We start from the raw sequence: 24,671 nt of genomic DNA, 5'->3' as shown, positions 1-24,671 counted from the left end.
CGATGCCGGTTTTGGTATCGTCGTCCGAGTTGGAGTCATCGTCCTTGGCGAAGGGATTCTTGAAGAAGCCCGTGGCATCGGGTTGCAAACCCGAGAGCTTGATCCAAGGATTATCGAACTCGGGCTTAGGCATCGCCTGGGCCTCGGGCGCGGTCTCGTTGCCGATGAGCTCGGACTCGTAGATGAAGGTGTCATCGCCGAGCGCGTCGTAGGCGGCGACCGGGTTGCCATCGGCATCGCGGTACGGTGTGCCCTTAAACACGGCGCCGTCATAGGCCACAAGCTGGCGGCCGGTCTCATTCTCGAAGTAGTACACGAAGATACCCTTGAGGGCCGCACAAAGCGGGATGGCAATAATCATGCCGATGGGGCCCATGAGTGCCGAGCCAATAACGAGCGCCGTGAGGCTCATGATGGGATGCACCTGCACCGAGCTCTGCATGACCTTAGGCGAAATCACGTTGTCGGTGACGTTTTGCGCGACCATCGTCACGATGAGCGTCCATAACGCCAACATGGGGCTGAACATGAAACCGAGCACCGTGGCGATTGCTGCGCTCACCCAGGGACCGACGACCGGAACCAAATGCATGATGCCGGTAAAGATAGCCATGAGCGCCGCATACGGATGGCCGATGATCATAAAACCGATAAAGGCGAGGAAACCACCGCAGATGGACGTCACGACCATACCGCGCATATAGCCGCCGACAGAGCGAGAAAGGATGGCGACCATAAAGCGGTACGAGGTCTCCTTCTCCTGACCGATGATGGTGCAAATCTCGTGGTGCATGCGAGGGTAGTCGCAGGCCATCCAGTAGGCAAGCACCAGACCAAGAAAGATCACGAACAACTGCGAGGCCGTATTGGTGATGAGCGGGAACACACCGCGACCAAGCTCAGCAGCGATCTGAGACACATACTTCGATGCCACGGCAACCAGCGACGAAAGATTATCGTCCAAATACTCCTTGAGCGGCGTGTTGTTGAGCGTCTTGGCATGCGAGATCATCTCGTTGAGATCGCCACCCGCAACACGAAGCTGCTCGGGCAGGCGGCTCAGGACTTCCATGATCTGACCAAAGAGAATCGGCGACAAGATGCAAACGACGCCGACGAGCACAGCAACGACCACAATAAGCGCGATGAGCGAACCGATGCCGCGATTCACGCCATGGTGCTCGAGCCAGTTGGTGATCGGCGACATCACAAAAGCGATGATGGAACCGACAGCGAGAAACTCAATGACCGGCGCCAGGATGCCCATAAGATTAAAGATGACGGCGGCGATGACAATGCAGCCGACAACAGCCCAAATGCGCAGCGTCAGAATGCGGGTGTCGCGCAGCACGCGATCGGATTGTTGGGGGCGCTCACTCATGAACGAATCATCACTCCGTCGGGGTCGATCTTGTCCTGAATCTTCTTAAGCGTACGGCGCAGCAGACGCGAAACCTGCACCTGAGAAATACCCAGCTTCTTGGCGATCTCGATCTGGGTCATGCCCTTCACAAAGCGCAGCTCGATAACCTCGCGCTCACGCGGCGAGAAATCACGGATGGCTTCCTCGATCACTAGGCGGTCATCGGTAAAGTCGAGCTCGTTGTCGTCGTCGGCGTAACGGTCGAGAATCGAAGGGGCATCGTCGGAATCGGACGCACCAGGAGCCTCGATGGGCACCGAGGTATAGGCCGAAGACGATTCCATAGCCTCGAGGACCTCATCGACAGTCACATCTAGATACTCAGCGATCTCCTCAACCTTGGGCGAACGCTGCAGCTCGTTGGTAAGTTTGTCAGTAGCCTGGTTGACCTTGGCCGAGAGCTCCTGCAGACGACGCGGTACGCGCACGCTCCAACCCTTGTCGCGAAAATGGCGTTTGATCTCGCCCAGGATAGTGGGTGTCGCAAACGTCGTGAACTCGAGTCCGCGCTCAGGGTCAAAGCGGTCGATAGCCTTGAGCAGGCCCAAATAGCCAACCTGCATCAGGTCATCGAGCGGCTCGCCGCGGTTCTTAAATTTGTTGGCAAGAAACCTTACCAGGTTCATGTGGGACATGACGAGCTGCTCGCGTGCGTCCGGGTCACCGGTCTCTTTATAGCGACGAAACAGCTCGCGGGTTTTCTCCTTGTCCCAAGCGGTCTTACCGCTCCGGGAACGTTCGGTCATATTAGATATCCGCCTTGAGGTCGAGGGAAAGCGTCAGGGGCGCCGCAGTCTTTTCGTAGGAATCGCACACGCTCGCCAAAATGAGCTCGGCATACACAGCGGCCTGGTCATCCTCGTCGACGGTGGCCTGGTCGCCAAAGGTAAAGGTCATGCCAACGTGAGATTCGTCGACATCGAATTTGATTGAGATGTCATCGGAATCAACAGCCGTGCAGCCGAAAATAAATGCTTCCTCGGCAGCCATACGAATGTCCTCGATGCGATCGACGGACATGGAGCAGAGCGCACCGACATTTGCCGCCGTCATGCGCACAAGGCGCGCCAGACGCGGGTCGCCGGCAACGGTCAGCGTAATGGGGCAAGTTGCTTCGCTACTCATCGCAGGACTCCTCGGTGGTCTCGGCGGGCGTGTAGGTGTAATACTGGGCTGCTTTAGCAGCAGGCTTCTGTGCATCATTGTCACCAGCAGCGACATCGTCCCCGGCTTCGCCAATCAGGACGCGCTCGGTCGGCTGCTCGGCTTCTTCGGCGGCAGCGGAAAGCTTGCGCTCGGCTTCGGTTGCAGGAGCCTTCACCTTATTGAAGAGCTTCTGCACAGCACCGGCGGCAGAGTCGGTCACACTCGACACGGCATTGCTGGCCTCGGCCATACTGCCGGTGACCTCGGAAATATCGCGGACGACCGCCTCGACTTCTACGAGGTTGGAGGTAAGGGCATCAACTGCCGTCTTGCTCGACTTAAGCAGCGGCTCCATCTGGGCAAGTGCCGGCGTAAGCTCGTCGACAGCGCCGTCGAGTTTTGCCACCACCGGCTGCGCCTCGGCGATGGTGTTGTTGAGGTCGTTCACGGTCTTATCGAGCGAGTCGACAACGTTGCGGGTCTTGCGCAGGGTAAGCGCGAGCTCAACAATAGCCCACACGCCGGCAATGGCAAGCACCAGCAGGGCGATTTGAATGGGACTCATACAAGCCTCCCGAAGGAATCGAAATACAGACGCCTTTCATGGTACCCCAAAGAAGGGGAAGATACCCAAAGGGAATGTGCGAGGTGCCAAGGACCTACTTGGGCGCGTTACCGCTACGATCGCGTTCGCTTTGCTCTACGCGCCACTCTTCCCAGCCGCGGCCCGCAGGCTGCCAGAACGCGCCACGCTCCAGCCCCTCGGGCAAATAGCGCTGATCGACCCAGCCTTCGGGATAATCATGCGGATACTTGTATACACCGTATTCGTCGCTACCTGGGCGATGACGATCGCGCAAATAACTCGGCACCTCACGTAAACCGCTGCTATGAATATCGGCCAACGCCGCGTCAATCGAGGCCTCACATGCGTTTGACTTAGGCGCCAAGCACACATAGAGTGCAGCCTGAGCCAGGTTAATGCGGCACTCGGGATAGCCAATGACCTCGGCAGACTTAAACGCGGCATGCGCCACCAAAAGCGCCTGCGGGTCGGCGTTGCCAACATCCTCAGAAGCGTGAATCATAATGCGGCGAGCGATAAACTTAGGATCCTCCCCAGCATCGATCATGCGCGCGAGCCAATAGATCGTGGCATCGGGGTCACTACCGCGCATGGACTTGATGAACGCACTGATGATGTCGTAGTGCATGTCGCCGTTTTTGTCATACGTAAAGCCGCGACGCGGGTTGGCAATCTTCACGTCATCCACGGTGATGGGATAGCGCTCCCCCGCCGCAGGCGCTGGCGTTCCCTCGGTATCGGGACGCGTGACGGCAATCTCGCTCGCAAGCTCGAGCGTCGTGAGCGCCGAGCGAGCGTCACCCGCTGCCAGCGTGCAAATGGTCTTGACCGTATCCTCATCGGCCGAGAACTTTCCGTTCAAGCCCTGTGGTGCCTCGAGCGCACGCTCAATAAGCGTGGCGATATCCTCATCCTTCAGATGTTCAAGCTCCACCACGCGCCCGCGCGACAACAGTGCCGAGTTGACCTCAAAGTACGGGTTCTCTGTCGTAGCGCCAATCATAATGACGGTACGGTTCTCAACCGCATGCAGCAAGGCATCCTGCTGAGACTTGGAGAAGCGGTGAATCTCGTCGATAAACAGGATGGTGCGGCGGTCGTACGTATTCAGGCGCGTCTTGGCCTCGTCAATCACGCGGCGAAGATCCTTTACGGTACCCGTCACGGCGCTGACCTCGACAAACTCGCTCTTGGTATGGTTGGCGATAATGTGGGCCAGCGTCGTCTTACCCGTACCTGCCGGCCCGTACAGAATCACGCTCGAAAGCACGTCGTGCTCGATCGCGGCACGCAACCATGAGCCCTTACCGACGGCCTTTTGCTGGCCCACGTACTCGTCGAGCGAATTGGGGCGCATGCGCACCGCAAGCGGCGCATTCTGAAAGGAACGCTCGCGCGTCGAAGCAGAAAAAAGGTCGTCCATAGCCATCCCGTGTATCAATCAAAAACGTTTTCAACTAACCAGTATACCGAAAGGATACGAACTACCGTTCGTTAATATAGGTACGATGCGGAAACTTTAGACCCGGGAACAGCTTGCTCGTCAGTTCGCAGAAATAACCGTCCGTCATGCTCGCGATATAATCCACCACGGCTTGATCCTTGTCGTCCTGCCAGGCATAGGTGCGATCGTAGTAGGAAAGTTGCTGCTCAATGCGCGAAATATGGTGCTTAAAGATGTAAGAGGACTCGTCACCACTGTTTAGATCCCGCAGGCAACGGTCGTAGAGCTTTTCGAAGGCCTCGCGCAGCTCCACCTCGGAATCGCCTTCGATACCGCCCTTGCTATAGATCTTCTCGTAGTTCTCGCGCTTGGCTCGGCGGATTTCCTCAAACAGGTCCTCGCTCATCTCGATGCGCGGCTTACCATAGCTGTGCTCAACGATATCGATGGAAGCGTGCGTAAGGATCCAGCTGTTGTAGGCACCGCCCCGGCCATCATCAAAAGCGTCGGGTGACAGCAGGCCCGCCGCGATCGCATCCTGACGGTCACGACCGACGTAGGCAAGAATATCCGAGATGCGAACGACGCAGCCCTCGAGCGTCATGGGACGCAGATGCCCAATTGCGCTATAGCCCGTGGCAATGCAATCCTCAACCGTCTGGTCAAACTGGTCAAAGGAGCTCATGTCCGAGAGCTCAAACACACGCTGCTCGTACTCGCCGTTATGGCATAGCACGCCGTCGAGCGTCTGGAGCGACACGTTGCGGCCGTACAGTGCGTCGAGCACGCGGACCGACTGCACGTTATGGAAAAAATAACGCCCCGTGCGCTCATGATAGATATCGTTGAGGAAGCGCTCGCCGGCATGGCCGAAAGGCGTGTGTCCCAAGTCGTGACCCAGGCCAATCGCCTCGATCAGATCGCAATTGAGCCCCAGGGCGCGACCGATATCGCGCGCAATGCGCGAGACAAGCTGCACGTGCAAACCGCGGCGTGACAGATCGTCATTGCTACGGAAGCTAAAGACCTGCGTTTTGCCTGCATAACGGGTGTACGCCGGAAGATGAAGTATCTTTTCGGTATCGCGCATAAACGCCGGACGCATAAGCGTGCCTTTGTCGGCGGCGCGATCAATACGACGAATTACCTGATCGTCGTTGCAACGATACGGGTTGACATAGCCCGAAGCACGATCAGCGGCAATGCGCTCGACAAGTTCGGACGACAACGCCGAGGGAATACGGTCCATGCGCGCCTTAATGACGGCCGTTTCTTGATTAGTTGCCATGGCATGCTCCTTAAGAAGGATGCGCAATCGGTTACAATGTGCAGCCCACGACCTCGATTATGGCAAAAATCGGCACTAAAAACGGGAGCAATGGCAGGGAGCGCGATTTTGTGAAGAGGCAGGAGAGGGCCAGGACCAGGAGTGCGACGGCAAATGCCACGATGCCACCCATAGGGTCGAGCGTGCAAAGCGCGAAGAGCGCCTTGGCATCCCCCATGCCGATGCCCGGGGCGTGGCGAAGGCGCCGCCAGAGCGACTCAGTGAGCACAAGGGCAAGGTAGACGATGACCGCAAGACCGGCGTGGTCAAGCGCTGTGTTCAAACCGAGGTCGAGCCAAACGCCCGCCAACGCCGCCACGGCACATGCGCCGGCAAGCCCATTGGGAAACCGTCGCTCTCGGGCATCAATTACCACGCCGGCAAAGATGCAAATCCAAAACGGGATATAGACCATCGGACTCCTCCTCGAGCTGCATCGCAAAAGCAAAAACCACCACAAAGGTGCCTGTCCCCTTTGCGGTGGTTTTGGTGGTGGTTATTTGGCGCCTTGCATGACCTCGTCAAGGGTAACGTTGACAGCGTGCTGCGTCGGCACCCAGTCGACCTTCAGGAACAGCGCAGCCACCGTGATGGGGATATAGCTGAACATAAAGATCGGGAAGGTAAACAGGTTAGTCACCAGACGCCACTTTTGCGCGCAGTGAATGTGCTTGTACTCAAAGATAGTCGTGAGCAGCGCCAGGATAAAGAACGTCTGATACATCATGGCGAAGGTCATAATGAGCGAAGCGGCGCACGCCTGCATCTCGACTTCGGTAGCCAAGAAACCATGCGAAAGACCGCCCACGATCAGGAACGTCGCGTTGGCGAGCATGGAGATCAGGGACAGCAGCATGCCCGGAGCGATGGTCATAAACATGTCGTACGCGGCAAAGCGATGATAGCGGAACGTCGATTTGACAAGATGCTTGCCATAGGTAAAAAAGACCTGGTAGAAGCCCTTGGTCCAGCGCATACGCTGCTTCCAGGATGCCTTGAACGTCACGGGTTGCTCGTCAAAGAACTCCGCAGGCGCATAGCCAATGCGAATACCGTGAATAGCGCAGAACGTAGTGAACTGAATGTCCTCGGTCAGCGTATGGAACTGCCAGCCGTGCATGCCCTCAATAACACTGGCGGAGATGAGGTAGCCCGAACCCGAAACGGCACATGAAGTCTTGCAAATGTTGCGCGCGTTGTTGAGAAAGCGCGCCTCGCGCAGATACCACGTAGCATTAGCCGCCGAGATCCACGAGCTGCCGAAGTTTTTGGAATTGCGATAGCTCGTGACCACATGGAAGCCCTGGTCAAAGGCATCGTTCATCTTGGAGACGTAATCGCGGGAGATGACGTTATCGGCATCGAAGATAAAGTAGCCCTCGAACGTGTCGGGATACTCGTTAAGAATGCGATCAAAACCAAAGTCCATGACCCAGCTCTTACCCTTGCGGGCCAGGTCGTTGCGCTCATAAACGATGGCACCCGCCTCGCGCGCGAGCTGTGCCGTGTTGTCGGTGCAGGCATCGGCGACCACAAAGACCTCGATAAGCTCGGACGGATAATCCTGGTCCTTGATGGAGCGAACGAGGTTGGCGATCACGGCCTCCTCGTTATGCGCCGCGATAAAAAAGGCATAGCGGTGGAGTTTTTTGGCCTTGGGAGGCGCGACCTCGCCACGAAGAGCACCGATGACAAAGAAGACCACCTGGTACAGAAAGCAGACCGTGAGCAGCGTGACGACAATCTGGTTAAAGATCACGATGGGCGTGTTGGTTTGTAAAAAGGCGAGCATGCAGGCTCCCAGGAACGCGTTACGTAAACAATCGTATATCTTACCGCAGGCTAGGGGCGTTCAAGAAACCACCTAATACTGACTAGGCTTCGAGAAGACCGAGCTGAGGAACGATCTCGTCGCCGGCAGCGGTGCGACCAAGCGAGCGCGGGGCCAGGTCGTCAAGAACCGCAGCGAGATCCCACGGCAGCTCGTCGCGGCACTCAATGCGCTCCCCCGTCACGGGATGGTCGAATGCAACACGCCAGGAATGAAGGAATTGCCTGGTCAGACCCTGATCGGCGCGTGCATCGCACTTGCCGTAGAGCGGATCGCCCACGCAGGCGTGGTTGATATGGCGCATATGCACGCGAATCTGGTGCGTGCGACCGGTAAACAGATGGCACTCAACGAGCGTATAGCCGTCGTCGAAGCGCGAGGATTCAAAGCGCTCAAGCACCTTGAAGGTCGTGATGGCCTGACGGGCAAAGGGATCATCCGAAACCGCCATCTTGACGCGGTCTCGCGTGGAACGGGCAATACCGGTGTTGATGGTGCCCTCATCCATGGCAATATGACCGTGAACGAGCGTAATGTAGCGGCGATCGAGTGTGCGCGTACGAATGAGATTTTGAAGCGCGCGCTGCGTGTCGTCGTCTTTTGCCGCAAGCATGAGGCCCGAGGTATCGCGATCTAAACGATGCACGATCCCGGGGCGATCCTCACCCTGTACGGTCCCCAGATGGTCGATGCCGCAGTGATAAACCAGAGCATTGGCAAGCGTGCCGCTCTCGTGGCCATGGGCGGGATGGCACACCAGGCCGCGCTGCTTGGAGAGCACGATGAGGTAGTCGTCCTCGTAACGGATATCGAGGGGGATGGCCTCGGGAATCACATCAGTGGGATCATGCGGCTCGGGCAGGTCGACCGAGATACGGTCACCGGAGCGCACAGCATATTTTTTTGATAGGCAGGACTCGCCGTTCACGATTACGGCGCCGCCCTCGATCAGATGCGCGCAGGCAGAGCGCGTGGGGCAGCCGTCGTTGGCACCCAGAAAGGCGTCGAGACGCTGGCCAGAGCAATCGTCGGCAACAAGAATATGGATGTCGGCCATTAACGCTCATTCCTTTCGCGAATCTTGCGGGCACGCTCCCCACGCTGCTTGGCTTTGCGCTTGGCGCGGGCCTCATCACGGGCATTGAGCTCGGCAGTCGCATCGACTTCGCGGGCCGCAGGGCTCAAGAACATGTAGCCGATGAGGGCAAGCACAACGCCTACGGTGATGCCGATATCGGCCACGTTAAAGACGGGAAAGTCGATGAAGGTGGTGGCAATAAAATCGGTCACAAAGCCAAAAGTCAGACGGTCGATCGCGTTGCCAATGGCGCCGCCCGCGACCATAGCCATGCCCACAACCTCCAAGCGAGCAAGCTGGGGCGCGCGAAGCAAGTACACGGCAATAGCGATAATGACCGCCAACGCCAGCACGGCAAACGCGATGCCATGCCCCTCGCCCATGCTAAAGGCAGCACCGATATTGCGGACAAATAGAAAGTCGATCACACCGGGGATAACAGTCACATGCAAAGCGTCGCCCACGGCACGAACCGCAAGCTTGGTCAGCTGGTCAACAAGCAGCACAACCAGCGCCACCCCACCAGCAACACCCAACCGCCAACGCAAAGGCGGCGTCATATCCCCAGCACGACCCAAATCAATCCCCTACCCTCAAGAACATCGAATTCCGTTTAACGCAATTAACCATCTTATATTGCCACACGCAGAGCGCACGACATATTCGCTAACGCCAGATAAATAACCAGCATAAAAAGAAAGCGGCATTCCGAAAAACAGAATGCCGCTTTTATTCAGCGGAGCAAATGGGCCGAAGGCGTCCAAATTCTCCCAATAACTAAAATGCCGAGTTACCGTGCCTTAAAGGGCATTCGCGCAGCGCTTGCAGATATGCGCGTGGCCGTTGTACTCGCCGACGGTGGTGCGGTAGTTCCAGCAACGGTCACAGCACTCGCCCTCGGCTGCCTCGATGGCAACGGAGAGTTCCTCGCCCTGGGTCAGCTCAACATCGGAAACGATGTAGAACTCGGCCAGGTCGACGGCCTTATCACCGGTCAGCAGCGCGTACATCTCGGCGGGAACGACCGCCTTGACGCGGACCTGCTGGCTCTTGGTGAAGGTACCGGCGGAGCGGGCATCCTCAAGGGCCTTGGTCACGGCGCTACGGAGCTCGAGTGAAGCCTCGAGCACGCCCTCAAACTCATTGGCCTCGTCGAACGTGATGGGCGACTTGTACCAATCGAGCAGCGCGGCGTACTTCTGGTGATCGACGCAGCCGGCGGGCGCATAGGCCATGGCCTCGTCGACCGTGTAGGACAGGATCGGCTGAAGGTCGCGCATGAGCATCGAGAAGAGCTCGGCCAGCACGGTCTGGGCGCTGCGGCGCTCGAGCGAGCCGGGCTTCTCACAGTACAGACGGTCCTTCAGGGCGTCGAGATACACGTTGGAGAGCTCGGTAACCACGAAGTCGTAGAGCGCACGGTAGGCGCGCGGGAACTCGTAGCTGGCGTAGGCATCGTCGACCTCGGCCTGAACCTGGGTCAGACGGGCAACCATGAGCTTGTCGAGCGGCAGCAGGTCGGCAAAGGCGACGCCGTCGGTCTCGGGCTCAAACTGACCCTCGAGCTCGGAGAGCAGGAAGCGCAGCGTGTTGCGGAAACGACGGTAGGCATCGGACGTACGAGCAAGAATCTCGTGGTCGATGGACACGTCGGAGCTGGTATCGACAGATGCAACCCACAGACGGATGATGTCGGCGCCCATCTCGTCGCAGACCTTATTGGGGTCGATGACGTTGCCGAGCGACTTGGACATCTTTCGACCCTGGCCGTCGAGGGTGAAGCCCTGCGAGACGACCGCCTTGTACGGAGCGTGGCCATTGGCACCCACCGAGGTGAGCAACGAGCTCTGGAACCAACCGCGGTGCTGGTCGGAGCCCTCGAGATACACGTCCGCCGGATACTCCAGCTCGGGACGGTACTCGCAGACGGCCTTCCAGGAGACGCCGGAATCCCACCACACGTCGAGGATGTCCTTATCGGCCTTGAGGTGATGGCCGCCGCACTTGGGGCAGACGCAGGCCTCGCCCAGGTAGCTCTCGGGAGCGTCGGTGAACCAGGCGTCGGAGCCCTTCTCGTGGAAGAGCTTGATGACGGCGTCGAGCGTGGCGTCGTTCATAACCTTCTCGCCGCAGTCGGCGCAAGTGTAGCTCGGGATAGGCACGCCCCAGTTGCGCTGCCGGCTGATGCACCAGTCGGGACGCTGCTCGACCATGGCGCCGATGCGGTTGGCGGCGTGAGCCGGATACCACTTGACGTTCTCGCGAACCTCCTTGCCAGCCTGCTCACGCAAGCCGGTCTTGTCCATCGAGACAAACCACTGGTCGGTAGCACGGAAGAGCACCGGGTGCTTGCAGCGCCAGCAGTGCGGATAGCTGTGCGTAATCTTCTTCTCGAGGACCAGGGTACCGCGCTCGCGCAGGAACTCGATGATGTGCGGGTTGGCTTCATCGGTATCCATACCGCCGAAGGGGCCACCGGTGCCAAACTCCTCGCCGGTGTAGAACTTGCCGTCGTCATCGACCGGCATGCAGATGTCGGTGATGCCCTCCTTGAGGCACGCGAAGTAGTCATCGACGCCGTGACCGGGCGAGTTGTGGACGATACCGGTACCGTCATCGACACCGACGTAATCGGCCAGCAGCGCCACGCCCTCAACGCCGTCAAAGATCGGCTGCTTGTAGTGGATGTGGTGGAAGGTCTCGGCGGGAACCACGTAGGGCTTTCCGTCGACCATAACCGGGGTGTACTCCCAGCCAAACTCCTCGCAGCACTTGGGAGCCAGGTCCTCAAGCATGACCTCGGCACGGCCATCGTGCTCAACGGCGACATAGGCGGCGCCGGGCTTAAGGGAAACGGCCTGGTCGGAGGGGATGGTCCACGGCGTGGTCGTCCAGATGATAAAGTCGACCGGGCCATCGAAGTTCTCGAGGCCGGCGGGCTTGGAGGTCATCTCAAAGCGCACGAAGATGGACGGGCTCGTCTCGTCGGAGTACTCGATCTCGGCCTCGGCCAGCGCGGTGTGGCAGTGCTTGCACCAGTGAACCGGCTTGTGGCCGCGATAGATCATGCCCTTATCGAACATGGCCTTAAAGACCTCGATATCGGCAGCATCATGCTGGTGATAGAGCGTCAGATAGGGGTTGTCCCAGTCGCCGAGCACGCCCAGACGACGGAAGCCGGCCTTCTGGAGCTCGATGTTCTCGACAGCGAACTCGTTGCAGAGCTCACGAATCTTGGCCGTGGGGGTCTGGTTGAACTTCTCGGTGCCGAGCTTCTCCTCGACCTTGTGCTCGATCGGCTGGCCGTGGCAGTCCCAACCGGGGACATAAGGAACCTCATAACCCTGCATCATCCAGTAGCGGTTGATCATGTCCTTGGAGATCTTGTTCATGGCGTGGCCGATATGGATCGGGCCGTTGGCGTACGGAGGACCGTCGTGCAGCACGAACTTCTTATGACCCTCGTTCTTCTTCAGAACCTGCTCGTAGACCTTGTTGTCCTGCCAGTCCTTGAGTCGCTTGGGCTCGGACTTGGAAAGACCGGCACGCATGGGAAAACCGGTTTTGGGCAGATTCATCGTCTGCTTGTACTCGTTTGCCACGGTACCCCTTTCATATCGTGGGCGCGCACGCCCGTTGGGCACCAAAAAAGCGCCCGTCCCTACAAGCTGGGACGAAGCGCCACGAAACGGACTGTACGCCCGCAAAAGCTCTTCGCTTAACCACCCAGCTTAGATGCCCTCGCCCGCGTATTCGCGCGCTCGCATCCGTTACTCGGCTGGCCTATATCGACGACCATCTCGGCGATATCTACTAAGACGTGCCTGTACGGCGCGCCCGTTGGGACCGCAGCTCCGGGGTGATTTTCATCGGTCGCATGCACGGGTTCTCAGCGCTCCCCGCTCTCTGTAACATGCGGACGGCCGACTACTCGTCCCCATCAACGCTTATGCGGAGTATGCTAGCACGTTCCGCGCCGGCGAAAAACCCTCAACACTGGTTTTATACGTTCGAAATTTCACGTGGATGTGGACCTTTTCTTGGAGCAAAATACCTGAAAGCGCTTTATCGAACGAAAGAAGGTTGCTATGCGCACGATTGGAATGAGCGACTACACCGTTGGCGTGGATTGCTTTGACGAGCTGCCCGGCGCGCTGGCCGAGTACGGCGCGAAGAAGGTCGCGATCATCGGTGGCAAGCGGGCACTGGCCGCAGCACTTCCCGGTATCGAAGCTGCGCTGGCGGGTACCGACGTCGAAATTCTGGAGACGCGCGTCTACGGCACCAACAGTACGCGCGCAAATATCGCCAAGGTCGTAAACTCCCCTGCCTGCCAGGAAGCCGACGTGCTTATCGCATGCGGCGGCGGCAAGGCGCTCGACACCGTGAAGACCGCAGCTATCGAGCTCAAGAAGATCGTCTTTACGGTCCCGACGATCTGTTCCAACTGCTCCGCCGCGACCGCCATTGCCGTCGTGTACAACGACGACGGCTCGCTCGAGGGCTATTCGTACCCCAACCGACCGGCCCACATCTTCATCAACCCCAAGATCATCGCCGAGGCACCGGCAGAGTACTTCTGGGCCGGTGTGGGCGATGCCCTGTCTAAGCAGCCTGAGGTCGAATACGCCACGAGCGCCGGTAATTTGGAGCATACCGCCGGTCTTGGCCTGGCACTTGCCCACACCTGCTCCGACCCGCTGTTTACTTATGGCGTCCAGGGTCTTGAGGACGTACGCAAGAACCTGTCGAGCGAAGCCGTCAAGCAGATCGCGCTCGACATCGTGGTCAACACGGGCTATGTCTCGAACCTGACCAACCAAAACGATTACTACTACAACTCGAGCGTGGCACACGCGTTCTACAACGCCACCTGCAGCATTCCGCGTGAGGGCACCTACCTGCACGGCGAGGTCGTGAGCCTGGGCGTGCTCGTGTTGTTCGCCTACACGGGCGACACCGAGAACCTTAAGCGCTACGCTGCCTTTAACAAGCAGATGGTGCTGCCCGTGACGCTTGAGCAGGTCGGGCTTTCCGAGTCCGATATCCCGGCCCTGTGCGAGTACGCGCACGCCACCAACGAGTGGAAGCAGGGAAACCCTGAGCCCTTCACCGACGAGAAGTTCGCCGCCGCCATCAAGGCCGCCAACGCCTACGGCCACACCCTCCTCGCCTAACCGACCAAAACCACCACAAAGGGGACAGGCACCTTTGTGGTGGTTTTTTATTGCTCCAGCGTTCAGTTCGTACTCGAACCCGATTCTTTACGAGAAAGGGTTCGGGTACGTTTTTTTGTTTATCGGTAATTCAGCGGAAGGACTACTCGGAACGGTAAACAGGAACGAACAGAGGCAGGGTATCATCGTGGTGATGGTATCCTGCCTTTTGCTTTGCGGAACCAAGGTCGCTTTATGCGAACTTAATCGCCACTTATATGGCGCATTGATGGCAATTGCTGCGTACGTGCGTACCGGGAGCCTGTACACCTCTGGCAAGGCGTAACACACTAGACTTTGTTCCAAAGTCCGTGTGCTAAGGGGGCAGGGCCCTTAGAATTCCTGTGGAGTGTGTACGCACATACGCAGGAAAACAGCAAATTACGCTATATCAGGGCGTTCTTTCATTGGAACGTATGGTATACACGGCTTAGTTCAACAAATAAGAATTTATATCTAAAGGAGAATATTGATGAATCTGTTTTTATGTTCGCACTTTTCAAGTGTAGGAAGTCTGATAAAGGAAGAAATTGAAGATAAAAAAGTCGCATTTATTCCAACAGCTTCGCTGCGTGAAGGCTACACCGGTTATGTCGGCTCGGCTCGAAAATTATTCAAAAAGTTGGGAGCAATCGTAACTGAAATTGATATTTCAACGGAGGCTTATTCAACGATACAGTCTCTTTTTGAAGATGCGGATGTAATCTATTTTACCGGCGGAAATTCTTTTTTCCTTATAGACCAGCTCCGTAAAACGGGAACGGATGAGCTGTTGAAGAAAGAATTGGCAAAGGGAAAACTGATGATTGGTGAATCGGCAGGTGCGATCGTATGTGCTCCAAGCATCCAATATATCGAGCAAATGGATGAAAAGCCGGAGGACTACTCACAAGAAGATGATGCAGGGCTTAATTTGATTGATTTCTATGTTCTTCCGCATTTTCTTACAGCACCATTTAAGAAAGTTACCGAGAAAATAATGACTGAGTTTTCGGATTTGAATCTATGCCCAATTAACAATCGTCAGGGAATTGTAATTGATGGTGGAGGTTCAAAGGTTATTTGCAAAGACTAATTTAAAATTCCAGTTTGCTGCACTCGTTCCTAGCAGGGTTTGGGGCAGGAGGGGTGCAAGAGACGGGAGGGCCTTGTACGCGTTCCTGCGCGAGGGCCGCGGGGAGGGACTGCCTGGGTGCGGCGCCTATCAACTCGGTCTACGTCTTTGATGACCGGGTCGTACTCAATATCAAATTCACGGATGATGCCAAAACGGTCACCCGTGAGGAAGTGTTGGGTTCGAGTGCTGTGGACAATGTTCCAACATGCTGGGATCGAACTCGCTTGCCGGGATCACGCGGTAGCCGTGGCGCAGGAGCAGGTCAACGAAGACACCGTTGCCCGCGGTGAGCGTACCGCTAAAGGTGCCGTCGTAGATGTGACCTGCGCCGCACGAGGGGCTGCGGTCCTGAAGGATGCACGCGACTATCTCTTCCGGTCCGCCTGCCTTCTCGCACATATCGAGCGTACGTTGGGCACCCAGGCGAAATTCGCGATCAACCGAGATGCCCTCGCAGGTACGGACCTCGCCGTTCACAATCTCGGACGGCTTGCGCGGCGTGGGCAGGCCGCCAAAGACCTCAGGGCACACCAAGAGGACCTCGGTCCCCGTGCGCTCGCAAGCCTCGATCAGCTCTCGATGATAGTTGTCGAGCCCGTTATACTTGCAGCTCTCGCCCATTAAACAGGCGCTCACCACGATCTTCATATACAACACTCCCCACGCAAAACGCCCCATTTGAGATGGACACTCAAATGGGGCGATTGACACTGCGCAACTAGTATTACTGCTGCTTCGGCATCAGCGGATTCTCGCGCGTGAGGAGATTCATAAACTCCTCGCCCGTGATCGTCTCCTTCTTGTACAGATAACGAGCCAGCTCGTGGAGCTTGAACTTGTTCTCCTTCAGGATCTGCAGAGCGCGGTCGTGCGCATCCTCGATCAGCTTGGCGACAATCGCGTCCACGCGCTCGGCCGTACCGGGGGCGCAGGTGAGCGACGTGTCCTGGTTGAGGTACGCATTCTGAACGGTACCGAGTGCCATCATGCCAAACTCATCGGACATACCAAAGCGCGTCACCATGTTACGGGCGAGCTTGGTGGCCTGCTCGATATCGTTGGCGGCGCCGGTCGTCATCTCACCAAAGATGAGCTCCTCGGCTGCACGGCCACCGCAATAGACGGCGAGCTTGTCCAGGACCTCCTGGCGCGTGGTCAGGAAGCGCTCATCCTCCTCGACCTGCATGGTGTAGCCCAGAGCACCGCTCGTGCGCGGCACGATGGTGATCTTCGTGACCGGTGCAGAGCCCTTCTGGCGGGCGGCAACGATGGCATGGCCGATCTCGTGGTAAGAAACAACCTGCTTCTCGTGGTCGGACAGCACCGTGGACTTACGCTGCTGGCCGGCGATGACGACCTCCACCGACTCCTCAAAATCGTCCTGCGTAGCGCGCTTGCGGCCCTCACGGACGGCACGCAGCGCGCCCTCGTTGATGATATTGGCCAGGTCAGCGCCCGAGGCACCGGGCGTGGCGCGGGCAATCGCGGTCAGGTCGATCGGCGGCTGCGTCTTCACGCTCTTGGCATGCAGCTCGAGAATGTTCTTGCGGCCGGTCAGATCGGGCAGCTCAACGGGAATGCGGCGGTCAAAACGACCGGGGCGCAGCAGGGCCGGATCGAGGCTGTCGGGACGGTTGGTGGCAGCGAGGACAACGATACCCTTGTGGTTATCGAAGCCATCCATCTCGGTCAGCAACTGATTGAGCGTCTGCTCGCGCTCGTCGTTGCCGCTAAAGCCGCCGCCGTCACGCTTTTTGCCGATGGTATCGATCTCGTCGATAAACACAATGCACGGGGCCTTTTCCTTGGCCTGCTTAAACAGGTCGCGCACCTTGGCGGCGCCACGGCCGACGAACATCTCGACGAACTCAGAACCCGAAATGCTAAAGAACGGAACACCAGCCTCGCCGGCAACAGCCTTGGCTAGCAGGGTCTTACCGGTACCCGGAGGGCCAACAAGGAGAGCACCGCGCGGCAGCTTGGCGCCGATCTCCTCGTAGCGCTGCGGCTTCTCCAGAAAGTCGACGACCTCCTTGAGAGACTCCTTGGCCTCTTCCTGGCCGGCGACGTCCTTAAAGGTCACGCCCACGTCCTTGGAGGCGATCACGCGCGCGCCGGACTTACCCAGTCCGCCGCCGCCAAAACCGCCGCCGCCAAAGTTCATCGACGGGCCGTCATCGCCCATAGCCTTCTTCATACGGCGGTTGAGCCACCAACCGATGAGGAAGAAAATCGCCATGGGAAGAATGAGTGTGAGCAGGTAGTAGGTCATCAAACCCGAGTTCTTATCGGGAACGACCGACTCCAGCGAAGCGCCAGACTCAAGCACGCGATCGGTAAAGCCCGCATCATTCGGCACGCCGGTCGTCTTATAGGCGATATTCTCGTCCTCGCCCTTCTTGGTGTAATAAATGGTGTAATCGTCCGTGTTGTACTCGACCTTGTCGACGCTCTTCTTATCGAGCGCTTTGACAAACGTCGAGTAGTCGGTCTTCGTAATCTGCTGCGTGTGACCGATGTTGGGGAACAGAACGGTCGAGAGCACGAGGTAGACGACGAAGGCGATGAGCACGTAGAGGATCATATTCCGTCTACGCTTGTTGTCATCCATCTCCATCTGCTTGAACTCCATCTACTGGGGTTGATAATGCTTTCTAGAATACCCAACCCGGACGGCGATAAACCGACGCCGGGCACGAAAGGACAGAGATGGCATCACTGTAAGTCGGCAAGGTTCAAATCTATACGGGAGACGGCAAGGGCAAGACGAAGGCTGCTTTGGGGCGCGAGAGGATGTCGAGGAACTGATTGCGATAAAGCCCGCCACCACGGAACTCGTGCTCACCGGCCGCGGCTTGCTACCCCTCGCCGACCTTGCCGACCTAGTAACCGAAATGCGCCCCGTCAAACACTACTTCGATGAAGGTCTCCTAGCCCGCCAAGGCATCGAATACTAATTTGATTCGTTTTCCGCCAACACCTACAGCTCATAAGGAAGTTGCGGTGGAATAGTACTTGTTTGACGGTCCGCAAGGGCTTTTCAGGAACTATTTCACCGCAACTTATCAGGGGTATCCGACGGATGAGCTAGGCGGTGGCGCGGCCGAGCCAGTTGCCGCTGTGGTGGTAGATGGTGAACATCGTGGCCGTGATGAGCCAGGTTACAGGGTAAACCAGCAGCAGGTGCTCAAGCGACGGATCGAAGGGCATGATCGCAAACACCCAGATCACCCTGAGCACGACGGTGCCAAAAATCGTGAGCATCATGGGCTGCAAGCTCACACCGGCACCGCGAATAGAGCCCGATGCGTTTTCGATAATGGAGAAGATCGCGTAGAACGGCGCGATAAAACGAAGAATCGTCGTGGTGTACGCCGAAATCGAAGCATCGTCGACAAACAGACGCGACAGCGGACCCGAGAACACCAGCAGCACGGCAGAGAGGCCACCAATGAGTATAAACGACAGCACGAGCGACGTGTGATATCCCTTGCGCATGCGCTCGTAATTGCGCGCGCCAAAGTTCTGCGCCGAGAACGTAGTGATCGATACGCCGAGCGCCTCGGTCACCATCCAGATAATGCCATCTAAGCGGCCCGAAAGACCCCACGCCGTGGTGACATCGGCGCCAAACGAGTTGACCGACACCTGAATCAAAACGTTGGAAATCGAATATGCAGCAGACTGAAAGCCAAGCGGCAGACCACACGAGATCATACTCTTGCAAATACCGCGATCGATACCGAGCTTAGACAGCGAAAGACGCCATGCACCCGGAGCGCGCATCATGCGCAACACGATCATCGTTGCATTGGAGCAAATGGTCAGCGCCACTGCGATGCCGCAGCCCAGCGCCTCCATATGCAACACAGCGACAAAGATGATATCCAGCACCACGTTAACAAGGCAGCCAGAGGCAATGATCACGGCGGGCCCGCGCGTGTCGCCCACGGCACGCAGCAGTGCGGTTCCCATATTCAGCAGCAGTGCCGCAACCATCGCGGCAAAATAACAGCGAGCATAGGCCACGCCCTCGGCCAATAGTTCATGCGGCGTGTTCATAAGCACCAGCATGGGCTCAACGAACACTATGCCAAGAATCGAGAAAACGATACCGCCCACCAGTGCGAGCGTCATGGCCGTATGGACCGATCGGCTCAGCCGCTCATCATCGTGCTGACCAAAATACTGACCGGTAATGACGGCACATCCAGCACCCACACCGACGCAAAAACCGATGCAGAGCTCGGTGAGCACCATCGTTGCTTGAATGCCGCCCAGCGCGAGCTTGCCGCCAAACTGACCGACGATATAGGTACCGATAAGCGTGTAGGCCTGCTGAAAAAACGAGCTAAAGAAGATAGGGACGCACAGCGACAGCAGCTGTTGCCAAATGACACCCTGCGTTACATCGATAGCCGTAGATTTCTTAGCCACACGCCCTCCCCACTAGCGTACGTCATACAACAAAACGGCAATTTAAGACCAAAGCCGACACCAGCTTAGCACCGACCAGCGTCGGCCGAAACGCCCCGAACCAGAGCCCGGTGCGAAATATCTGTTTAGTGATACAAACCCGGCTGGTAGTGATACTCATTGCTCACATGCGGACACAGCTGCCAAAAGGCGACAGCACTTGCCGCGGCCACGTTGAGCGAATCAACCCCATGCGCCATTGGAATACGCACGGCGCGGTCGCAGGCTGCAATGGTCTTGGCGCCCAAGCCGGCACCCTCGGTGCCCATAAAAATCGCCAAGCGATCAATCTTCTGCAGCACAGGATCATCAAGCGAAACGGAATCGTCCGTTAACGCCATAGCGGCACACGAAAAGCCGGCATCGTGCAGCGCGCTCAGGCCATCATGCGGCCACACACGAGCCTCGCTGCCAATGCGCGTCCACGGCACCTGAAACACGGTGCCCATGCTCACGCGGGCCGAACGACGGTACAGCGGGTCGCAGCACGTCGGGCTGACCAAAATACCGTCAACGTTCAATGCGGCAGCCGAGCGGAAAATCGCGCCAACATTGGTGTGATCGACAATACCCTCGAGCACGCACACGCGCACCGGACGATCCCCCGCCGCCTCGACGACGCCGCCCAAGAACTCATCAACCGGAATCTGACGCGGGCGACGGAACGCTGCAAGCGCACCACGCGTCACGTTAAAACCCGTCAACTGCTCCATGAGCTCCATGGAGGCGACGAACACAGGAACAGGACCCGCGCCCTCGCGCACGACTAGGCGCTCAAACAGCGGCATCATCTGGTCGAGCCAGCGTTCGCCCAAAAGAAAGCTCACCGGCTGATATCCGGCACGCACCGCGCGCTCGATGACCTTGGCACTCTCGGCGATAAAAATGCCCTTCTGCGGCTCCAGCACGCAGCGAAGCTCACGCTCGGTCAGTCGCACGTAGGCATCGAGCCGCTCGTCCTTGAGCGAATCAATTCGCAGAACCTCAACGGCATCAGTCATAGCAGCCAGCCCGCACCTTTCTTTGCAGCACCTATACAAATATCGGGGCAACGCCATGCGCCGCCCCGCCATTCATTTCATCCCGATAATACCGAAGGGATAATCGGTTTTACGCCTCAACACGACGATACGTCACGAACTCATAATCGATGCCCTCGTCGCCCTCACCCGAGGCAATCGTGGCGACACCGCCGCGCCGCGCAATCTCCCACGCGGGATCGGCGTCCAAGTCGGGAAAGTACGTGTCCACGACATGGGTGCAATGGTTGTGCGTGACCTCGGCCTCGGCGCAATACGGCAAAAACTGCCGATACACCTCGCCGCCACCGATCACCCAGGCAACAGGCTCATCAGGAACAGCAGCCAGCGCCTCATCAACGCTATGCACTACGTCAACGCCCTCAGGCGCAAAGCTATCGTCGCGCGTAAGCACGATATTGCGACGGTTCTTGAGCGGACGCCCGCCGGGAAAACTCAGAAGTGTCTTGCGTCCCATAATGACCGGGCACCCCTTGGTACACGCCACAAAATGGCGCATGTCGGCGCGATTGGACACCACCATGTCGCCCTCGCACCCAATGCCCCAGTCGTCACACACGGCGACGATAGCAGATAGCTTACACGTCATGAGCGCCACCTACACTGCAATGGGAATGTTCTTGACCTGCGGGCCGTGCTCGTAGTCCTCGACGATCAGGTCGTCAGTCGTAAACGCGTAGAAATCGTGCACGTCGGGATTAAGCGTTACCTTGGGCGCAGCAAACTGCGGACGCTCGATAAGCTCGCGGACGATATCGACATGACGATCGTAAATGTGGGCATCGGCAATCACATGCAGCAGCTCGCCGGGAATCATATCGACCGACTGCGCGACCATCATCAGCAAGATGGCGTACTGGCACACGTTCCAGTTGTTCGCGGCCAAAATGTCCTGGCTGCGCTGGTTGAGAATCATGTTGAGTGTGGGCTTGTCGTCCTGCGGGCGCTGCGTGACGTTATAGGTCACGCTGTACGCGCACGGATACAGGTGCATCTCGGACAAGTCACTAAACACGTACGTGTTGGTCATGATGCGGCGGCTGTACGGCGTGTGCTTAAGGTCGTACAGCACACGGTCCATCTGGTCAAAGTCGCCCTCGGCATAATGGCTCTTCTGGCCAATCTGGTACCCGTATGCCTTGCCGATGGAACCGGTCTCGTCGGCCCACTCATCCCAAATATGGCTGTTGAGGTCATGGACGTTATTGGACTTCTTTTGATAGATCCACAAGATCTCGTCCATGGCAGATTTAAGCGCCGTGCGACGCAGCGTGAGCGCGGGGAACTCCTCGCGCAGGTCGTAACGTGCCGTAACGCCAAAGTTTTTAATGGTATAGGCAGGGGTGCCATCCTCCCACACCGGTCGGACCTTTTGCCCCTCGGTGGTGGTGCCATGGTCCAAAATATCGCGGCACATGGCTACAAACTGTTGATCAGCCTTGCTCATTGACCCTCCTGTCAGTCGCCTATAAGCGAGATTCATTGTAGCCCAGGCGCACGCGGCCCCACAGCCCAAACATAAGCCCTCACTTTCTGACATATGCCAGAAATACCTTGCGCAAATCCGCACGTTCGCTATTCTATTGTTGACATATGTCAGATTTGGAGAGCGTATGGCAGGAAGACGCGAAAAATTGCGCCGCGTTGGGATCATTCCCGAATATCGCGGCTTTACCCCCGACGGCCTTGCCAGCGGAGACGCCATCGACATGACAATCGACGAGCTCGAAGTCCTGCGGTTATGCGACCTGGAAGGCCTCAATCAGGAGGCAGTCGCCCAGCACATGGGTATCGCTCGTGCCACCGTGGCGGCCATCTGCAGCCGCGCACATCGCAAGGTGGCAAACGCGCTGGTCAATGGACGGGCACTCAGCATCGAAGGCGGCAGCATCGCGTACTCCCCCATTACCACGACGACGGCCGCATGGCCAGCAAAGGAGGTCGACACCATGAGGGTGGCAACGACGTACGACAACGGCAACATCTTTATGCACTTTGGCCGCAGCGAGCAGTTCAAGATCTACGACATCCAGGATGACAAGGTGCTCAACGAGCAGGTCGTAGGCACCGGCGGCACCGGTCACGGCGCCCTGGCGGGTCTGCTTGCCAACGGTGGCGTTGACACGCTCATCTGCGGCGGTATCGGCGGCGGCGCCATCAACGCGCTCACCCAGGCTGGCATCACGGTCTATGCGGGCGCCCAGGGCAACTGCGACGCCTGCGTCGAGGCACTCATTGCCGGCACGCTCGCGCAGACCGGCGAGGCCACCTGCGACTGCCACGGCCATGACCACGAGCACACCCACGAGCATGGCGAGTCCTGCGGCTGCCACGGCCATCACGGCCATGATGGGCACGAGGGCTGCGGCTGCCACTAGCGGCACGGCACCGCAAGCTCGGGGCGCGACGCTAAACGCAACCCAACAATCAAAGCCAACAACAAAGGCCACCCGGTAGCTTCCGAGTGGCCTTTGCCATATCAAGCTGGAATTACAGTCCTATTTCTTATTGCGCATCTGCGCTTCCATCTGGCGCAGCAGGTCCATATCGGACTTAGGACCGCCCGTTCCCAGGCCGCCCAGGCCGCCCATGCCGCCCAGACCCATGGCATCCAGGCCGGGAATATTGGGCATGCGCATCTTTTTGCCCTTCTTACCCTTTTTGCCCTTCTTGCCGCCGGCCTGTGCCTGATTGGCCATCGTGCGCATGCGGCCCATCATCTTATTCATCTCGCCCCACTGCTTCATAAGGCTGTTTACCTCAGTGGGGGTCACACCGGCGCCCTTGGCGATACGCGCGCGGCGCTGGCCGTTGATGATGGAGGGACGCAGGCGCTCCTCCTTGGTCATCGACATGATAATGGCCTCGTTCTTGTCGAAGATGCCCTCGTCCAAGTTGCCGCCCATCTGGTTGAGCGCGCGCTGGCCACCGGGAAGCATGCCCAGGATACCCTTCATGCCGCCCATCTTTTTGACGGCTTTCATCTGGTCGAGCATATCGTTCATGGTGAAGCCCTCGCGCAGCATACGCTCGGCAGCCTCAAGCTGCTCGGCGTCGGCTGCCTCCTGGGCCTTCTCGATAATGCCGACGACATCGCCCATGCCCAAGATTCGCTTGGCCATGCGGTCGGGGTAGAACGGCTCCAGCGAATCGGGTTTCTCGCCCATGCTCACAAACTTGATGGGCTTGCCGGTCACCTGACGCACCGAAAGTGCGCCACCGCCACGGGCGTCGCCGTCGAGCTTGGAGATGATCACACCGTCAAAGTCAGTGCGCTCGGCAAAGGTCGAGACGACGTTGACGATGTCCTGGCCGGTCATGGCATCGACGACCATCAGCACCTGGTCGGGCTTGACGGCCTTCTTGATGTCCACGGCTTCCTGCATCATCTGCTCGTCGATCTGCAAACGACCGGCGGTATCGACGATGACCACGTCACGCAGGTGGTCGACGGCCTCCTGGATGGCACCCTTGGCAATGTCGACTGGGTGCGCGCCGTCACCGCGGAAAACCGGCACGCCGATCTCGCCGCCAAGCGTGGCCAGCTGGTCGGCAGCGGCGGGACGGTAGACGTCGCACGCAGCGAGCAACGGCGAGCGGCCCTGTTTCTTGAGCAGGAAAGCCAGCTTTACGGCCGCCGTGGTCTTACCGGAGCCCTGCAGGCCCACGAGCATGATGACATTGGGGATGCGGTTACTAAAGACGAGCTTGCTCTCGGTGGAGCCGAGCATCTCGGTGAGCTCGTCGAGCACGATCTTGACGACGTTTTGCGCCGGCGACAGCGACTCCATGACCTCGGCGGTCATGCAGCGCTCCTTGGTCTTGGCGACGAACTCCTTGACGACCTTGAAGTTGACGTCGGCCTCGAGCAGCGCCATGCGAATGTCGCGCATGGCCGAGGTGATATCGGCCTCGGTCAGCTTGCCCTTGCCGCGCAGGCGGTCAAATGTGTCGTTGAGGCGATCGCTCAGGGAATCAAACACTAGT

Annotated in this window: 22 protein-coding genes; 4 read left to right on the top strand and 18 right to left on the bottom strand. The window is 58.1% G+C overall.

Annotation, left to right across the window (positions count from 1 at the left end; translation table 11 throughout):
* The 11 genes from AAAX34_RS06775 to ileS form a co-directional block, all read right to left on the bottom strand.
* Positions 1-1,381, bottom strand: a 1,381-nt coding sequence (locus tag AAAX34_RS06775; protein ID WP_349110552.1) for an AI-2E family transporter, incomplete at its 3' end; no start/stop codon positions are given.
* The gene (locus AAAX34_RS06770; protein ID WP_022094589.1) at positions 1,378-2,169 is read right to left on the bottom strand and encodes an RNA polymerase sigma factor SigF; all 792 of its coding nucleotides are present in this window, start codon (positions 2,167-2,169) and stop codon (positions 1,378-1,380) included. The genes AAAX34_RS06775 and AAAX34_RS06770, both read right to left, overlap by 4 nt.
* A 1-nt stretch (position 2,170) precedes the next feature.
* Positions 2,171-2,548, bottom strand: coding sequence for a hypothetical protein (locus AAAX34_RS06765; protein ID WP_022094590.1), 378 nt, complete (start codon positions 2,546-2,548; stop codon positions 2,171-2,173).
* A complete protein-coding gene (locus tag AAAX34_RS06760) occupies positions 2,541-3,134 on the bottom strand; it encodes a hypothetical protein (RefSeq protein ID WP_349110551.1) in 594 nt (197 codons plus the stop codon). The genes AAAX34_RS06765 and AAAX34_RS06760 overlap by 8 nt, the downstream gene beginning before the upstream one ends.
* Before the next feature lie 94 nt (positions 3,135-3,228).
* Positions 3,229-4,578, bottom strand: coding sequence for a replication-associated recombination protein A (locus AAAX34_RS06755; protein WP_152068063.1), 1,350 nt, complete (start codon positions 4,576-4,578; stop codon positions 3,229-3,231).
* Positions 4,579-4,639: 61 nt separating this feature from the next.
* Positions 4,640-5,887: an HD domain-containing protein gene (locus tag AAAX34_RS06750; protein ID WP_349110550.1), complete on the bottom strand. Its 1,248-nt coding sequence runs from the start codon at positions 5,885-5,887 to the stop codon at positions 4,640-4,642.
* A 31-nt stretch (positions 5,888-5,918) separates the two neighbouring features.
* Positions 5,919-6,341: a prepilin peptidase gene (locus AAAX34_RS06745; protein WP_349110549.1), complete on the bottom strand. Its 423-nt coding sequence runs from the start codon at positions 6,339-6,341 to the stop codon at positions 5,919-5,921.
* Positions 6,342-6,422: 81 nt separating this feature from the next.
* Positions 6,423-7,718, bottom strand: coding sequence for a glycosyltransferase family 2 protein (locus AAAX34_RS06740; RefSeq protein ID WP_022094595.1), 1,296 nt, complete (start codon positions 7,716-7,718; stop codon positions 6,423-6,425).
* A gap of 82 nt (positions 7,719-7,800) precedes the next feature.
* Positions 7,801-8,814: an RluA family pseudouridine synthase gene (locus tag AAAX34_RS06735; RefSeq protein ID WP_349110548.1), complete on the bottom strand. Its 1,014-nt coding sequence runs from the start codon at positions 8,812-8,814 to the stop codon at positions 7,801-7,803.
* Positions 8,814-9,371, bottom strand: a complete 558-nt coding sequence (lspA, locus tag AAAX34_RS06730; RefSeq protein WP_349110547.1) for a signal peptidase II — start codon at positions 9,369-9,371, stop codon at positions 8,814-8,816. The genes AAAX34_RS06735 and lspA overlap by 1 nt, the downstream gene beginning before the upstream one ends.
* 264 nt (positions 9,372-9,635) lie before the next feature.
* A complete protein-coding gene (gene ileS, locus AAAX34_RS06725; protein ID WP_349110546.1) occupies positions 9,636-12,437 on the bottom strand; it encodes an isoleucine--tRNA ligase in 2,802 nt (933 codons plus the stop codon).
* 486 nt (positions 12,438-12,923) lie between these two features.
* Between ileS and AAAX34_RS06720 the strand changes: the two genes are divergently transcribed.
* Positions 12,924-14,012, top strand: a complete 1,089-nt coding sequence (locus tag AAAX34_RS06720) for an iron-containing alcohol dehydrogenase family protein (RefSeq protein WP_349110544.1) — start codon at positions 12,924-12,926, stop codon at positions 14,010-14,012.
* A gap of 511 nt (positions 14,013-14,523) precedes the next feature.
* A complete protein-coding gene (locus AAAX34_RS06715) occupies positions 14,524-15,126 on the top strand; it encodes a Type 1 glutamine amidotransferase-like domain-containing protein (protein WP_349110543.1) in 603 nt (200 codons plus the stop codon).
* 198 nt (positions 15,127-15,324) lie between these two features.
* Here AAAX34_RS06715 and AAAX34_RS06710 read toward each other — a convergent pair whose 3' ends face one another.
* A complete protein-coding gene (locus tag AAAX34_RS06710) occupies positions 15,325-15,816 on the bottom strand; it encodes a DUF523 domain-containing protein (protein ID WP_349110541.1) in 492 nt (163 codons plus the stop codon).
* Positions 15,817-15,892: 76 nt separating this feature from the next.
* On the bottom strand, positions 15,893-17,785 hold the full coding sequence (ftsH, locus tag AAAX34_RS06705) for an ATP-dependent zinc metalloprotease FtsH (RefSeq protein ID WP_198019956.1): 1,893 nt from the start codon (positions 17,783-17,785) through the stop codon (positions 15,893-15,895).
* Between the two features lie 220 nt (positions 17,786-18,005).
* Between ftsH and AAAX34_RS06700 the strand changes: the two genes are divergently transcribed.
* Positions 18,006-18,125, top strand: coding sequence for a cob(I)yrinic acid a,c-diamide adenosyltransferase (locus AAAX34_RS06700; RefSeq protein WP_253279132.1), 120 nt, complete (start codon positions 18,006-18,008; stop codon positions 18,123-18,125).
* Positions 18,126-18,255: 130 nt separating this feature from the next.
* Here the strand turns inward: AAAX34_RS06700 and AAAX34_RS06695 are convergent, their stop codons facing one another.
* The 4 genes from AAAX34_RS06695 to thyA all read right to left on the bottom strand — a co-directional run bounded on the left by AAAX34_RS06695 (position 18,256) and on the right by thyA (position 22,131).
* Entirely contained in the window at positions 18,256-19,605 is a 1,350-nt protein-coding gene (locus tag AAAX34_RS06695) for an MATE family efflux transporter (RefSeq protein ID WP_349110539.1), read from the bottom strand.
* Between the two features lie 125 nt (positions 19,606-19,730).
* Positions 19,731-20,645 carry an RNA methyltransferase gene (locus tag AAAX34_RS06690; protein ID WP_349110538.1) on the bottom strand — a complete coding sequence of 305 codons (915 nt, stop codon included), beginning with the start codon at positions 20,643-20,645 and terminating at the stop codon, positions 19,731-19,733.
* Between the two features lie 109 nt (positions 20,646-20,754).
* Complete coding sequence (locus AAAX34_RS06685; protein ID WP_349110537.1) at positions 20,755-21,273, bottom strand: dihydrofolate reductase; 519 nt, start codon at positions 21,271-21,273, stop codon at positions 20,755-20,757.
* Positions 21,274-21,282: 9 nt separating this feature from the next.
* A complete protein-coding gene (gene thyA / locus AAAX34_RS06680) occupies positions 21,283-22,131 on the bottom strand; it encodes a thymidylate synthase (RefSeq protein ID WP_349110536.1) in 849 nt (282 codons plus the stop codon).
* Between the two features lie 166 nt (positions 22,132-22,297).
* On the opposite strand from thyA, the gene AAAX34_RS06675 reads away from it, so the two are divergent.
* Positions 22,298-23,062: a NifB/NifX family molybdenum-iron cluster-binding protein gene (locus AAAX34_RS06675; RefSeq protein ID WP_349110534.1), complete on the top strand. Its 765-nt coding sequence runs from the start codon at positions 22,298-22,300 to the stop codon at positions 23,060-23,062.
* A 120-nt stretch (positions 23,063-23,182) separates the two neighbouring features.
* Here AAAX34_RS06675 and ffh read toward each other — a convergent pair whose 3' ends face one another.
* Entirely contained in the window at positions 23,183-24,667 is a 1,485-nt protein-coding gene (gene ffh, locus AAAX34_RS06670) for a signal recognition particle protein (RefSeq protein ID WP_349110532.1), read from the bottom strand.
* Positions 24,668-24,671 lie beyond the last annotated feature (4 nt).

This window comes from Collinsella sp. CLA-ER-H4, assembly GCF_040092395.1.
Taxonomy (GTDB): domain Bacteria; phylum Actinomycetota; class Coriobacteriia; order Coriobacteriales; family Coriobacteriaceae; genus Collinsella.
This window is presented reverse-complemented; position numbering and strand designations above follow the sequence as displayed.

What these genes read in the sequence shown, in the direction of transcription:
- AAAX34_RS06770 (WP_022094589.1), bottom strand. Translation starts at nt 2,169, where the DNA reads ATGACCGAACGTTCCCGGAGCGGTAAGACCGCTTGGGACAAGGAGAAA.
- AAAX34_RS06765 (WP_022094590.1), bottom strand. Translation starts at nt 2,548, where the DNA reads ATGAGTAGCGAAGCAACTTGCCCCATTACGCTGACCGTTGCCGGCGAC.
- AAAX34_RS06760 (WP_349110551.1), bottom strand. Translation starts at nt 3,134, where the DNA reads ATGAGTCCCATTCAAATCGCCCTGCTGGTGCTTGCCATTGCCGGCGTG.
- AAAX34_RS06755 (WP_152068063.1), bottom strand. Translation starts at nt 4,578, where the DNA reads ATGGACGACCTTTTTTCTGCTTCGACGCGCGAGCGTTCCTTTCAGAAT.
- AAAX34_RS06750 (WP_349110550.1), bottom strand. Translation starts at nt 5,887, where the DNA reads ATGGCAACTAATCAAGAAACGGCCGTCATTAAGGCGCGCATGGACCGT.
- AAAX34_RS06745 (WP_349110549.1), bottom strand. Translation starts at nt 6,341, where the DNA reads ATGGTCTATATCCCGTTTTGGATTTGCATCTTTGCCGGCGTGGTAATT.
- AAAX34_RS06740 (WP_022094595.1), bottom strand. Translation starts at nt 7,718, where the DNA reads ATGCTCGCCTTTTTACAAACCAACACGCCCATCGTGATCTTTAACCAG.
- AAAX34_RS06735 (WP_349110548.1), bottom strand. Translation starts at nt 8,814, where the DNA reads ATGGCCGACATCCATATTCTTGTTGCCGACGATTGCTCTGGCCAGCGT.
- AAAX34_RS06720 (WP_349110544.1), top strand. Translation starts at nt 12,924, where the DNA reads ATGCGCACGATTGGAATGAGCGACTACACCGTTGGCGTGGATTGCTTT.
- AAAX34_RS06715 (WP_349110543.1), top strand. Translation starts at nt 14,524, where the DNA reads ATGAATCTGTTTTTATGTTCGCACTTTTCAAGTGTAGGAAGTCTGATA.
- AAAX34_RS06710 (WP_349110541.1), bottom strand. Translation starts at nt 15,816, where the DNA reads ATGAAGATCGTGGTGAGCGCCTGTTTAATGGGCGAGAGCTGCAAGTAT.
- ftsH (WP_198019956.1), bottom strand. Translation starts at nt 17,785, where the DNA reads ATGGAGATGGATGACAACAAGCGTAGACGGAATATGATCCTCTACGTG.
- AAAX34_RS06690 (WP_349110538.1), bottom strand. Translation starts at nt 20,645, where the DNA reads ATGACTGATGCCGTTGAGGTTCTGCGAATTGATTCGCTCAAGGACGAG.
- AAAX34_RS06685 (WP_349110537.1), bottom strand. Translation starts at nt 21,273, where the DNA reads ATGACGTGTAAGCTATCTGCTATCGTCGCCGTGTGTGACGACTGGGGC.
- thyA (WP_349110536.1), bottom strand. Translation starts at nt 22,131, where the DNA reads ATGAGCAAGGCTGATCAACAGTTTGTAGCCATGTGCCGCGATATTTTG.
- AAAX34_RS06675 (WP_349110534.1), top strand. Translation starts at nt 22,298, where the DNA reads ATGGCAGGAAGACGCGAAAAATTGCGCCGCGTTGGGATCATTCCCGAA.